The 11,577-nt window shown below is 40.5% G+C and carries 15 protein-coding genes and 1 pseudogene; 8 read left to right on the top strand and 8 right to left on the bottom strand.

The features are described 5' to 3' along the window. Nucleotides 1-115: 115 nt before the first annotated feature. On the bottom strand, nt 116-1,084 hold the full coding sequence (locus tag KQJ23_RS13430) for a tyrosine-type recombinase/integrase (protein ID WP_216479385.1): 969 nt from the start codon (nt 1,082-1,084) through the stop codon (nt 116-118). A 224-nt stretch (nt 1,085-1,308) separates the two neighbouring features. Between KQJ23_RS13430 and KQJ23_RS13425 the strand changes: the two genes are divergently transcribed. After that, on the top strand, nt 1,309-1,926 hold the full coding sequence (locus KQJ23_RS13425; protein WP_216479384.1) for an HD-GYP domain-containing protein: 618 nt from the start codon (nt 1,309-1,311) through the stop codon (nt 1,924-1,926). A gap of 92 nt (nt 1,927-2,018) precedes the next feature. Here the strand turns inward: KQJ23_RS13425 and KQJ23_RS13420 are convergent, their stop codons facing one another. Further along, nucleotides 2,019-2,939 (bottom strand): helix-turn-helix transcriptional regulator, encoded by a 921-nt coding sequence (locus KQJ23_RS13420; protein WP_216479383.1) that lies wholly within the window; start codon nt 2,937-2,939, stop codon nt 2,019-2,021. Nucleotides 2,940-3,056: 117 nt separating this feature from the next. Between KQJ23_RS13420 and KQJ23_RS13415 the strand changes: the two genes are divergently transcribed. Then, nucleotides 3,057-3,518 carry a VOC family protein gene (locus tag KQJ23_RS13415; RefSeq protein WP_216479382.1) on the top strand — a complete coding sequence of 154 codons (462 nt, stop codon included), beginning with the start codon at nt 3,057-3,059 and terminating at the stop codon, nt 3,516-3,518. A gap of 125 nt (nt 3,519-3,643) precedes the next feature. Here KQJ23_RS13415 and KQJ23_RS13410 read toward each other — a convergent pair whose 3' ends face one another. Beyond that, nucleotides 3,644-4,153: a hypothetical protein gene (locus KQJ23_RS13410; RefSeq protein WP_216479381.1), complete on the bottom strand. Its 510-nt coding sequence runs from the start codon at nt 4,151-4,153 to the stop codon at nt 3,644-3,646. 162 nt (nt 4,154-4,315) lie between these two features. On the opposite strand from KQJ23_RS13410, the gene KQJ23_RS13405 reads away from it, so the two are divergent. The 4 genes from KQJ23_RS13405 to KQJ23_RS13390 all read left to right on the top strand — a co-directional run bounded on the left by KQJ23_RS13405 (nt 4,316) and on the right by KQJ23_RS13390 (nt 6,309). Further along, nucleotides 4,316-4,894 carry a TetR/AcrR family transcriptional regulator gene (locus tag KQJ23_RS13405; protein ID WP_216479380.1) on the top strand — a complete coding sequence of 193 codons (579 nt, stop codon included), beginning with the start codon at nt 4,316-4,318 and terminating at the stop codon, nt 4,892-4,894. Between the two features lie 83 nt (nt 4,895-4,977). After that, nucleotides 4,978-5,286: a hypothetical protein gene (locus KQJ23_RS13400; RefSeq protein ID WP_216479379.1), complete on the top strand. Its 309-nt coding sequence runs from the start codon at nt 4,978-4,980 to the stop codon at nt 5,284-5,286. A 14-nt stretch (nt 5,287-5,300) separates the two neighbouring features. After that, complete coding sequence (locus KQJ23_RS13395; protein ID WP_216479378.1) at nt 5,301-5,756, top strand: FMN-binding protein; 456 nt, start codon at nt 5,301-5,303, stop codon at nt 5,754-5,756. A gap of 19 nt (nt 5,757-5,775) precedes the next feature. After that, a complete protein-coding gene (locus tag KQJ23_RS13390; protein WP_216479377.1) occupies nt 5,776-6,309 on the top strand; it encodes a flavodoxin family protein in 534 nt (177 codons plus the stop codon). 136 nt (nt 6,310-6,445) lie between these two features. Here KQJ23_RS13390 and KQJ23_RS23755 read toward each other — a convergent pair. Both KQJ23_RS23755 and KQJ23_RS13380 read right to left on the bottom strand, forming a co-directional pair. Beyond that, nucleotides 6,446-7,042 (bottom strand): annotated as a pseudogene (locus tag KQJ23_RS23755) (SMI1/KNR4 family protein). 142 nt (nt 7,043-7,184) lie between these two features. Further along, nucleotides 7,185-7,496, bottom strand: a complete 312-nt coding sequence (locus tag KQJ23_RS13380; RefSeq protein WP_216479376.1) for a nucleoside triphosphate pyrophosphohydrolase — start codon at nt 7,494-7,496, stop codon at nt 7,185-7,187. A gap of 443 nt (nt 7,497-7,939) precedes the next feature. Between KQJ23_RS13380 and KQJ23_RS13375 the strand changes: the two genes are divergently transcribed. Together KQJ23_RS13375 and KQJ23_RS13370 are read left to right on the top strand one after the other, a co-directional pair. Then, nucleotides 7,940-8,782, top strand: coding sequence for a sialate O-acetylesterase (locus KQJ23_RS13375; RefSeq protein WP_216479375.1), 843 nt, complete (start codon nt 7,940-7,942; stop codon nt 8,780-8,782). Beyond that, entirely contained in the window at nt 8,779-9,330 is a 552-nt protein-coding gene (locus tag KQJ23_RS13370; protein ID WP_216479374.1) for a PadR family transcriptional regulator, read from the top strand. The genes KQJ23_RS13375 and KQJ23_RS13370 overlap by 4 nt, the downstream gene beginning before the upstream one ends. Here the strand turns inward: KQJ23_RS13370 and KQJ23_RS13365 are convergent. The 3 genes from KQJ23_RS13365 to KQJ23_RS13355 form a co-directional block, all read right to left on the bottom strand. Then, nucleotides 9,279-9,905 carry a class I SAM-dependent methyltransferase gene (locus tag KQJ23_RS13365; RefSeq protein ID WP_216479373.1) on the bottom strand — a complete coding sequence of 209 codons (627 nt, stop codon included), beginning with the start codon at nt 9,903-9,905 and terminating at the stop codon, nt 9,279-9,281. The genes KQJ23_RS13370 and KQJ23_RS13365 overlap by 52 nt on opposite strands. A 94-nt stretch (nt 9,906-9,999) precedes the next feature. Further along, complete coding sequence (locus KQJ23_RS13360; RefSeq protein ID WP_216479372.1) at nt 10,000-10,797, bottom strand: aminoglycoside phosphotransferase family protein; 798 nt, start codon at nt 10,795-10,797, stop codon at nt 10,000-10,002. A gap of 74 nt (nt 10,798-10,871) precedes the next feature. Next, nucleotides 10,872-11,462: an AAA family ATPase gene (locus KQJ23_RS13355; protein ID WP_216479371.1), complete on the bottom strand. Its 591-nt coding sequence runs from the start codon at nt 11,460-11,462 to the stop codon at nt 10,872-10,874. Between the last annotated feature and the right edge of the window lie 115 nt (nt 11,463-11,577).

Genomic DNA, 11,577 nt, shown 5'->3' with positions numbered 1-11,577 from the left:
GGTCGTATAATGATAATTATCCGACAAATGTCATGGGTAAAAATGTATAAAAAGGCCGTTTTTTGATGAGTGTTTAATCAAATTATAGGACAAACAACCTACTTTGCATAGAGTATTAGTAAATAATTTCCCGTAAAGTATCATGTACATAATCCGGAGCTGCCTTCTTCATTTGCTCCACAGTATGCAAATAACGCTGTGTCGTATTGATATGGGAGTGACCTAGCGTTTCTTGCACTTGCTGAAGCGATGCTCCCCCAAGTAATGCCAAGGTAGCGTTTGTATGCCTAAGCCAGTGCGGTGTCAGTTTTTTCGTTATCCCGCTTTTTTCTCCTGCCTTACGAATAATTCGTTCAATTTGTCTTGTGGAGATTGGAAACAACCTGAAGGTTGCAGGAGGTGTAGTGTCTCCGAACATACTCTTTGCGTAATCCATAAATATGCTCCATAAACTGTCGGGCACTTTAACTTCTCTTGTCTTTCCTCCCTTTGTATATTGAAGCGCAAGCCACACGCTCGATTCCATGGGATCACTATGGAAATTTCCCCAACAGATCGAACTAAGTTCTGACACACGCAGACCAAGCAATACGAGCGATAACCCCATCAAGTAATTTCTTTGACTCTCCTTTTGCAAATACTTCAGCAGCAATCCTACCTCTTTCTTAGTTAAAAAATTTCGATGGCTTGTCACCTGAACTACAGGAAGGCGCACATTAGATGTAGGATTACTTTTAAAGAGTCCAACGTTTTCATCACTGCCCCATTTATAAAGTGATTTCAATGGTGCGATGAAAGCAGCGATGCTAGCTGGCGCCAGTGAGCTTTTTGCGCTTAACTTCTCACGCTGTTGCAAATAAAGCTTAAATGACTCGATTTCCCTCCATGTTACAGTATTAAGCTTCTTGAACCCAATGAACTCCCGAAAACAATAAATTGCCCTCAAGTAGCTCCTCTTCGTGTTTTCTGCTGTACAACAGGCGCTTAAAAACATGCTGACGATCTTATCGTCATTAAGGCCCTTTGTACCTGAGTGAAGCATAGCGAACGAATCTGCGAGAATCATGTTGTTACTAGTAGTCATTCATATGTCCCCCTGAATTTTTGTCGGATAATTATCATTATACGACCTGCTAGGGTCAAAGCTATTCGATTTTGAAACTTGACACGTCAAAAATTACAGGAACAAGGGAATTCAAAGGCCACCGGTGATTGAATTTACTAGGAAAGGGAGGTTTTTTTGACTGTCTCGCTGCTTAACATCGTCGGATTCTGTTTTCATGTATCTCACAGGAAAGGAGAACCATATTGAGCCCTTTGCAAGAATTAATCGACCGGCAGTCCGCAATATACCAAGATTCTACGCCACTGATTCACCTCATGAATTTTATGCAGAAACATCGCCCTGAAATCTATCAACATAGTATTCGGGTAGCTATTTTCGCAGAACGGATAGCCACGAAGATGAATCTGGGAGCTTGTGAGAAAGAGAACTTATTACGCGGCTGTTTTCTTCATGATCTTGGTAAAATTATGCTGCCCTTGAGTGTGCTGGAGCAAACCGCCCCCCTTTCCTCGCAGCAATGGAAAATCATTAAACTTCATCCTCAGGTAGGCACGGATCTTTTACATAACATTTCTGATTTTGAGGAATCCGTCTTCGAGATTATTCTTCATCATCATGAACGTTGGGATGGTTATGGTTACCCCTCTGGTCTAAAAGAGCAGGAAATTCCATTATTAGCTCGCATCTGCTCCATAGCTGACGCCTATGACGCAATGATGAGCGAACGACCATACCGGTCAAGTTTGCCGCTCGAACAGGTTAAGCAAGAATTGAAGCGCAACAGCGCCATCCAGTTCGATCCGGTAATTACCGGGATAGCACTCGAACTGTTCGATTCGGACAACTCTTGTTTCGGGTAAATCAGGCAAGGCAGGAAAGCTGCCTTCAAGCTCTAGCCGAAAATGGTGACCCATAAGAAGAACACTTATATATAAGTGCTCCTTCTTGCGGGTCATTTTGCTTGATCATATTTTTCAATCATACTACATAAAAATGTCCGAAATTCTTCGGCAAAGGCCGCAGGTTCGATGATTCTGAGGTTCGTTCCGAAGCCGGCGATCAGTTGAAGTCCGATTTGACTATGGGGCACCTGGAATGTTGCCAATAAGGATTCGTCTTCCAGGCTCACAACACTATTCCGACCATATCGCTCAATAAACTGATCCCGGATAGCGGGCTTAATCAATGCTTTGACCTCGATTAATTGCGGTTGATACCGCGCTTCAGCCAAATAATGTGCCACATCTTCCCTAGGGGAAAAGGTCTTCGACTCCAGGTGAAGATGCTCAGTTCTGGACAGTTTAAAGGTCCGATATCCCCTGCGCTCGAGACAGAACCCCCTCAAATACCAGCTCATTTCGCTAAAATGAAGCAGGTAAGGCTCCACCATTCGTTTCGTACTCTTCCCATCCTTATCTATGTAATCAAAAGAGACCAATCTGCCTTGATCGATGGCGTTCTGACATGTTCTTAATACCTGTAAGATTTCAGAGCGGCCCTTCCAATCATAAAATGACAAGTGGATGGAGCTTTGCTGCGCATTCGCATGAACCATGGACGCAATTTTCCGGATGGTTAATTCGACCTCTTGGCTGAACAAAATTTGTTCCAGCCCGCTTAACGCTGTAAGGATGTTCTCTAGATCCTGGTTGCTTAAAAGCCGTTTATCCAATTTATACTCCTCCATGATGCCATAACCGCCATTTACACCATTGATGGCATAGATCGGAATATTGGACATGCTTAAGGCTTCCATATCACGAAGAATAGTTCTTTTGGATACATGGAATAGCTTGGCAAATTCTGACGCAGATACGATATCCTTTTGCAGCAGGATCATTACAATGGAAATCAGTCGCTCGCTTTTCCCCATCTTCTCCATCCGTTCGTATGTAAAATATATTTATTAACTTACAGTCTGAAAAGGTGACACATTAGCTGTCATCTATTATAGCTTATACTTCATTCATAACAAGAAGGAGGTTGTCATATGTCAGTTATTGCATACTTAAACTTTGATGGGAACACAGAAGAAGTGATTGATTTCTACTCGGAGGCGTTGCAGACAAGTGAAGTCAAAAAGGTGAAATTCAAGGATATTCCTCAGAACCCGAACTTCCCGATGCCGGAAAATGAGTTGAATATGATCATGGAGTCTTCGATCGAATTTGCCGGCGGAAAGCTCATGATGTCCGATCTCTTGCCCTCGATGAAAAGTACTACAGGTGAATTGGTGAAGGGAAATAACGTGCTCATCAGCATTATTATTGATGATAAGCAGGCCTTGGAACAATATTTTGAAAACTTAGCTACGGGAGGTTTTGTTATCATGCCTCTATCCAATGTCCCATGGTCTTCGTGCTTCGGTATGCTAGTGGATAAATTCGGGATCACATGGAAGTTCAATCGCGATGCAGAGAGGTTTCTCGATCAGGTCATTTCTTCCCGATAATAAATATTTGAACTCCGGTTTAAGTATGAATGGGAATATGATAGAGCAGCAGTATGGCAAGGATCATTTCCTTGTCGTACTGCTTTTGTCTTTCTAAGCAATTAAAAGGAGTACTGGCATTGTTGCTAGCTTTGCCTCATCTGACCGTAACCAACAATTTCCCATTTTCCTTGCTGATAGGCTAATATTATTTCTATTGCGATCGCCCCTTCATTTGCGCGATACTTACTGACCTCGATTGTCATCTTGTTCTGGTCATCTGACTGGTTCTGCTTTTCAATGGTTAGAAGAATGCCTTTAAGCATCGTAGTGTCCTGCTCGTATAATTTCTGCTCTTTTAACTGCTCATAAGTGTAGTTATAAATAATCAAGTTATATTTGTCTTGCAGGTATTTTTCGATGGCTTGCTTATCCGGCTTCGTTAAAGGAACTCCTCCATTCAGAACCAGAGAAATGTATTCCATATTGGCGTTAAGAGCTGTGTCTGTTGAAATTAATTCGTCTAACGCTAACAGATAAGGAGCCACGAGCTCTTTTGATGAACTTGAGCCAGTATTAACACTAGTACAAGATGATGCCAGCAACATGACAATTACAATGGGTAATAAAAATAATGACTTAGCTTTTATAGCCATCTTCCTCCTATATATTGTTATTTAAATAAACGTGACTGAGTCGTGAAAAGGTGCATAAGGCGATAATAAAACTATTTTGACAACTTACCTCCTATGAACTACAATATGAATGAAAAAATATTCGTTCATTCACATTGTAGTTGATTATTTGGAGGTCTACCTGTGGAAGATAAGAAAGCATTAATTTACGCTTGTGCAAAGGAGCTATTCAGCGCAAAAGGATTTAAGGAAACCAATATCTCAGAAATCACAAAAAAATCCGGAATGGCAGTAGGAACCTTTTATAACTATTATTCTTCTAAGGAAAAGCTCTTTATGGATATTTTTCTGGAAGAAAACGCAAAGCTGAAACAGCTCTGCTTTCAGTCACTTGATCTAACGCAACCTCCTATAAAGGTTATCGGTCAAATGCTCATGCTAAACGTTGAGGGAATGAAGTCAAATCCCATTTTAAGAGAATGGTACAACAAGAGTGTGTTTGAAAAGCTAGAGCAGGTCTATCGTGAGGAAAACGGTGTTGATGCCGTAGCTTTTCTGTACGACAATTTTTTGGAGCTCATCGCATATTGGCAAGAGCAAGGAAAAATACGCAAAGACATAGACGGTAAGATGATTATGATGGTTTTCGCGGCAGTCATAAATGTGGATACGCACAAGGAAGAAATCGGCATTGAGTATTTTCCAGAGCTGCTAAATCTTATGACAGAGTTAATTATGAAAGGCTTGGACTGCTCCGAATAATCTACTGGAGCAGTATTTTTGAGGCATTAGATGAACGAATTATAAATTATTCATTCATTTTATTAATTTGAGGAGGATTATTTATGGAAAAAAAACAAAACATGGGGTCTGTCAAGCCAAAAGGAATTCGCATTGAAGTTACTGAGAATGGTGCATTGACCTCTAATGTACGCATCCCCTTCTTTGTCGTGAAGATGGGACTGAAACTGGGGCAGATGACAGACAACGCTCAGAAGAAAGGACGTGTCAATGGTGAGTTAGAACGTCTCAAGGATATTGATATGGAGGCTATTCTTGAAGCACTTGGCAGCGGCAAACTGACTTTACCCTGCCTATTGGCAGAGGTTGATGAGCAAGACAAAAACCAGCATGTGAAAATCACATTGGAATGAGGGGGGAGTTGCAAATGTCTGCTTCAAAAATGTCCAGGAAGAAAATCAGAATCCGTTTTATTCTTTTGATTGTCGTAGGTGTAGCAATATTGGGAACCCTGATTGCGCTTCTTGTAGATGCTCCTGAACGTCAGGAACTTCAAGCTCTCACAATCGGGGATGTTGACTTTACAAGGTTAAGAGATGGAATATATGCCGGAGAATATGCCGGTACCAAAGGAAGTTCCCGAAATGCAACCGTTCAAGTCACCGTATCCGATGCTAAGATTACAAAAATCATTGTTTTAAAAGGTGCGCTGGATAGCAACGGAAAACCTGTGAAATTAACAGGCGAAATGACAATAAATGATCTGTTTCAAAGAGTACTAAAAACCGAGTCTTTACAAGTGGATACAATCAGCGGAGCAACGCTGACCTCCAAAGCCCATTTGAAAGCATTGGAATTAGCGTTAAAACAAGCTCAACAATAATAATTTAGGGGAGATCTTAATGAACATTGCGGTTATTTCTTTTTCATTCACGGGCAATAACGATAGACTTGCTGCATGTGTGGCTCAAGATTTGTCAGCAACGCATATTAAAATCACGCCACAAAAGCCTATGACCATGGGAAAGATCATATTGGATATGGTTTTTACGCGTACCCCCAAAGTTGATCCTGACCCGGATAGTCTTCAGCAATATGACCTGCTCCTCTTCTTTGCCCCTGTTTGGATGGGCCATATAGCTTCTCCGCTTCGGGCCTATTGGAACTATCTAAAATCAAATCCGCAAGCGTATGGCTTCTTTTCGATCAGCGGCGGTGCAGACAATGGAAACCCGAAGTTGCGTTCTGAGCTTTTAAAACGCACCGGAGCCGAGCCTTCAATCATGCTTGACCAGCACTTAAAGGCTTTCCTTCCTCAAAATTCAAAAACAACCCGTAATGATACCTCGGCCTATAAAATCAGCGAAACGGAGGCAAGTTTCCTTTCATCCATAGCCATTAAAGAAATAAACAAGCTAATCACCGATAAGCAATAGCTGTCATGCCGCTTATAGTAATAAATGCGTGCTTAAATGGCCTTCTAATTGCAGTTATGCGATTGGAAGGCTTTGTCCCTTCCCGACAAGTCTTTAGGCAGCTTCGGCCAACTTGGCTAAAATTCCTGTCTGTATTCTAAAGCGTAATATCGAATTGCTTTCTAAATTCAATGGCAGATTCACTATCAGGCAAAATACCACTTTCACGAGATTGTACAAAGGAGATCCACTGCCAGTCCTCGGCACCCACAAAGCAGACTCTAGACCAATGATCCAATAGCTCCATAAAGTCATTTGCTATGATGTATCCGTGCCCTTCCCCATCGTCATGGCTTAAATATACAATCGAATGTTTCCCGTTTTCACTCAGATTAAATGCAAAGTAATCCCCATTTCCAACTTCCAAAAATGCTAACTTGTTGTGCCACACTTTATCGTACTTATCCTCGGGATTCGGAAAGACGTTCTCGATCCACCCTTTCCGATCCTCCTCAAATCGGATAAGATTATTCAGGCTCCAATTTGGTGTCCCGCAGAATATTCCTCTATATTGATCAGGCAGTTGAAAGTCATCCGGAAAGAACCAGCGGAAACTAAACTAAGCGGAAAAATGTAACAGCGCATATTTAAAGCTCTCGGGCAGTCGGACACCCAATTCTTGCTCTACTAAATCGATCTGTTCATGCTTGGCAGGATCTTTGATAGTAATTTCTCTAACCATCCCCCCTATCATTTCAATTCGCTCAGCTATCCGCTCAATACGCTCTCTGAGAACTTCAAATGAGAAAGGCACATCTTCACCATCCTTTGCTTTATAATGCTTGTTCACTCTACATGATTCACTTTAACTTTCTTAGATCTTGATCCCTCGGTTCTTAATCATACGTCTTTATTAATAATAAATTCTTAGTGAACCCACCGTTAGTCTCAACTTTTTTTCTTCTCAATTCTTCTAACTGCTCAACACTCACATCTTTTAATCTAGCAATGGCATAAATTACCTCTATCATATCGGCAAGTTCTTCAATTTCTTCCGCCATTTGAAACTCATCCAGTTCTTCTGCAAGCTTTTCTTTTAGTCCTTCCAAGTACTGCTCATCATCAAGCTCTTTAATTTCGTACTTTTTTCCACTCTTTTCAATTATTCCTGGAATCTCATCTCGAATAACCTTGTTATAAATTTTCATTCTACATCTTCCTCACATTCAGCTAATATTAGAACCTCTCTCTGCCTAGCTCTTTTTCATTTCCTTCAATATTAATTCTAATTGCTCTTTTAGCTTTTCCTGGTAATTCTTCTCCCTATTTTTATTTCACAAGACGGTCAAGGCCGTTTTCTCGCAATGATATGTTTAAATATAGCAATATCTTTAAATGGACTCTGTCCGCCCAGTTCTAATTCAGGTCTCATGTCGTTATGCCATTGATCAAAAGCACTCACCCTTCTAAAATTTTCCCTCTTCTCCTTATACTAACATGAATATAAGAGAGCTTTGACTTACAATGTTTACGGTTTTTTGATTTATCTCCATCTCGGTACTGAGTAGACATTTGACTATAGTCTAACTAGACTATATACTGTCTTTAGTCTAATTAGACTATAGTTGAGTTGTAAAGGAGTAACGAATAAATGATCAAGTCATTTTTAATGTTAGGTCAGTCGAATATGGCTGGGCGTGGACTTTTGCATGAAGTTGATCCTATTTATAATGAAAAAATAAAAATGCTGCGCAATGGACAATGGCAGATGATGACAGAGCCAATTAATTACGACCGTCCGGTTTCAGGTGTAAGCTTGGCAGCCTCTTTTGCCGATGCGTGGTCGAAAGCTAATCCTGATGAGGAAATTGGTCTGATTCCTTGTGCGGAAGGCGGCAGTTCTTTAAATGACTGGTATCCGGAAGGAATACTTTTTCAGCATGCTTTGTCCGAGGCCCGCTTCGCCCAGCGCTCCAGCCAAATTTGCGGAATACTTTGGCACCAGGGCGAAAGCGACAGTTATGGTTCGCTACACGAAACTTATTACGAGAAACTAAAGAACATCATCGAGACTCTAAGAAACGAGTTGAATCTTAAAGAGGTACCATTGATCATAGGCGGACTTGGTGATTTCCTTGGAAAGACCGGTTTCGGACAGCACGCAACGGAGTATCTGCAGGTAAATGAACAATTGCAACACTTTGCCGGCGAACAGCAAAATTGTTATTTTGTAACGGCTGCAGATTTGACCGCGAACCCGGATGGCATTCATTTAGATGCGGTCTCGCAGCGCAAATTCGGCTATCGCTATTTCGAGGCGTTTTCAAAAAAGTGTCATGTCCTGGAACCTATTCCCGGGGAGGAACAATCGCTTAGCGTGGCGTGTGACTATTCGAAAACAGAACAGATTTACCTTCATAGCATGGATTTGGCCTCGGGTAAAATTACGTATGCGGAATTTGAGGCACAGATGGCGAAGGTGATGCCGTCTTGATCCCTTTACTCATTCTTGGCTTGCTCATTCAAAACCCCGGCGCTCATGGCTACGAACTACTGGCATTCATGGAAAAACGCCATTACAAGTACATTGTAAACTTCACGAAGGGCTCGTTCTATTACAATCTTCAGCAACTTGAAGAAAAGGGTTGGATTGAACAGATCCAGCAGAAACCTTCAACCAGCGGGCGCGAAATTCGGAGCTATAATATCACTAAAGCAGGAATGGCTGAATTTGAAAAATTAATGGTCAAATACGGGACCAAATCGGAATATGTAAACCTGCAATTTTATGGAGCACTGCTCTTTGCAAATGAATACGACAAAAACAAATTGCTGGAACTGATTCAATCTCAAATTGACCAGACTAAGACGCGAATTGCGCTCCTTGATGAGTACCTGTCCAATACGCAGAAAGTTCCCGGCACAACCGATTACTACCGCCTTATGAACGAAAATTCCCGTTCTCATCACTTGGTTAACTTAAAATGGTTTCAACAATTGAAAGCAGAAATTGAAGGCTTTGGTTTGGCCCAAACAAGATGAACCATATTAAACCAGTAACTTTCTGCTTTTTCGATTTGAATACCCGATTCTTGGATCAGTCCAAGAATATCCCTCGTATGGTGACATCCATAGCTGCGGTATAAAAGTGGATTAAGGAGCTTTTGGAGCATAGAGACCATGTAGTTAGAACTAATGCCATGTTCGATTAACAGGATTTTCCCGTCAGGTTTGCACCAACGGTTGATTTTATCCAGCACCATTAGCGGATTGTTGTAGCTGCAAAATGATAAAGTTGAAACAATGGTATCGAAGGATTGCTCGGAAAAGTCCATTTCTTCAATGTCAGCACAAATAAAATCCGCATCCATACGATAATGTTTTGCTGCCAGTTGGGCTTTTTCGATCATCATTTTACTAAAGTCAGTCGCGGTAAGCTTTATCTCCGGAGGATAAAACGGGAAATTAGCGCCTGCCCCCACCGCAAGTTCAAGCACCTCCCCCCTAGCATGGCTTAAAAGATTTTGACGCCAACGTGTTTGTTTTGGGTTTTCTCTATTTTTGTCATATTGGGTTGCTTGGCTATCAAATATACTGATTAACCGTTCTTTTTCCATAAAAGTCCACCGCCTGTTATATTAGACCTTACTTCCAGGGCTTCAGCTTCCCATAGTTATCCATCTGGCAACTAAGACATAGCATCGATCCACATTATCTATTTAATATCATTCTTAACTTCGTCAGCACTTCAGTTTGATTTGAACCACTCATTTCTCCGATTCGATATGCTAAGGTTGGTGCTGTCCAATTCGTTATCTCTTCATATTCCTTCCCGGTTAGCATTAAATATTCTTTTACATATTCTTCATGGAACAACTCTCGAAGCTCTCTTCTTATTAAAATCTTTGGGGCATTTGGTGGTAAGGTATTGGATTGAAGCATCATTGAAGTTCTTGCAACATCAGCCGTCTCATGACCAACCAATGCGTTCAACCAGTCAATGATAATTGGACCTTCAGAAGATAGAATGATATTTCCAGGATGAAAATCATAATGGCAAAGAGTATTGCCCTCAGGGAGATGCTCTAAAATTTTATTGATTACTTGTTTTTCATCTTCACTTACTAATTCCTGAGAATATATTTTACTAGACAATTCGTTTTTTAAGGTTGGGTGCATTCCGACTTTTACTTGATGTATTTCATCTTGAAGTTGTGCTAATTGTTTGGCGTAGCAAGAAATACTGGAGATGGTAGGTGCTATTTGCATAAGCATTGTAGGACCATTAATTCTTTCATAAAGAAGACACTGCTTTCCCTCATATTCCAATATTCCACAAAATCTTGGGGCGCGTAATTTTAAATTATCAATCATTTCTGCATTCTTAGCTTCTTTGGTTGCTTCATATCTTGAACTCCCCTGATCATGAAAAATCTTTATGACCTCTGTATTTCCCCATTGATAAACATTTGCTGTATTACCCATTCCAAGCAAATCACCGTGTCTCATGAATTCCTTCCCTTCGAGCAACAAGATGTCGCGAATAAATTAACTTCAACTTTGATTAGGCTTCCGAATTTCTCTTAGATTCTTATATGTCTAATTTGAGTTATGAGTCTATCGATTTTCTTTTTTATAAATCCTCTGTTGTCCGGAAGCAACTCAATATTGCTCTCTTTCGAAATTAGATCAATTATTTCTTCTGGTGTTAATGTATCTGTCTTAATATGTACTTTAAACAAGTCTTGAGACAAATTAGATATGCATCTGTCAATTTGCTTGGCAGGCCACGAGTTTTCATTATCTCCTCTGCTTTTCAATCTCTTTAACAAAGTTTCACGGCTTGCTAGCAAGGTAAAGTGATAAATTTCAACTCCACTTGATCTTAATCTATCTATTATTTCACTGAAGTATTGGGGAGTTGCAATCGTCATTGGAACAATAACTACGCCAGGAAAATCATTACTAATGGTTTGAAGAATTGAAAAGTTAATCTCTCTCCATATAGCATAATCTTGAAAATCTTCTTTCAACATTTGTTTTGGAACATTCTTTCTAAGAAAGTATCCTACATTCTCAGGATCATAAACAAACGAGTTGGAAATTCTTCTATTCAATTCGTAAGATATTGTCGTTTTACCCGATCCAAATGCTCCATTAATCCAAAGGATCAATTAATTCGCCTCTTTCCAATTATCATTGCAAGAATTTCAGCTAACGTTCTTGTATTCACGACGGACGCCCACCTTAGATAGTCTCTTATCTAGGTAGGCATCTGTGTGGTGAGTT

It is taken from the genome of Paenibacillus brevis (genome assembly GCF_018919145.1).
Taxonomy (GTDB): domain Bacteria; phylum Bacillota; class Bacilli; order Paenibacillales; family Paenibacillaceae; genus Fontibacillus; species Fontibacillus brevis.
The sequence above is the reverse complement of the archived record's forward strand: the minus strand, read 5'-3'. Positions and strand labels throughout refer to the sequence as shown.

Coding starts and splice junctions, on each gene's coding strand:
- KQJ23_RS13430 (WP_216479385.1), bottom strand. CDS start 1,084: ATGACTACTAGTAACAACATGATTCTCGCAGATTCGTTCGCTATGCTT.
- KQJ23_RS13420 (WP_216479383.1), bottom strand. CDS start 2,939: ATGGGGAAAAGCGAGCGACTGATTTCCATTGTAATGATCCTGCTGCAA.
- KQJ23_RS13415 (WP_216479382.1), top strand. CDS start 3,057: ATGTCAGTTATTGCATACTTAAACTTTGATGGGAACACAGAAGAAGTG.
- KQJ23_RS13410 (WP_216479381.1), bottom strand. CDS start 4,153: ATGGCTATAAAAGCTAAGTCATTATTTTTATTACCCATTGTAATTGTC.
- KQJ23_RS13400 (WP_216479379.1), top strand. CDS start 4,978: ATGGAAAAAAAACAAAACATGGGGTCTGTCAAGCCAAAAGGAATTCGC.
- KQJ23_RS13395 (WP_216479378.1), top strand. CDS start 5,301: ATGTCTGCTTCAAAAATGTCCAGGAAGAAAATCAGAATCCGTTTTATT.
- KQJ23_RS13390 (WP_216479377.1), top strand. CDS start 5,776: ATGAACATTGCGGTTATTTCTTTTTCATTCACGGGCAATAACGATAGA.
- KQJ23_RS13380 (WP_216479376.1), bottom strand. CDS start 7,496: ATGAAAATTTATAACAAGGTTATTCGAGATGAGATTCCAGGAATAATT.
- KQJ23_RS13375 (WP_216479375.1), top strand. CDS start 7,940: ATGATCAAGTCATTTTTAATGTTAGGTCAGTCGAATATGGCTGGGCGT.
- KQJ23_RS13365 (WP_216479373.1), bottom strand. CDS start 9,905: ATGGAAAAAGAACGGTTAATCAGTATATTTGATAGCCAAGCAACCCAA.
- KQJ23_RS13360 (WP_216479372.1), bottom strand. CDS start 10,797: ATGAGACACGGTGATTTGCTTGGAATGGGTAATACAGCAAATGTTTAT.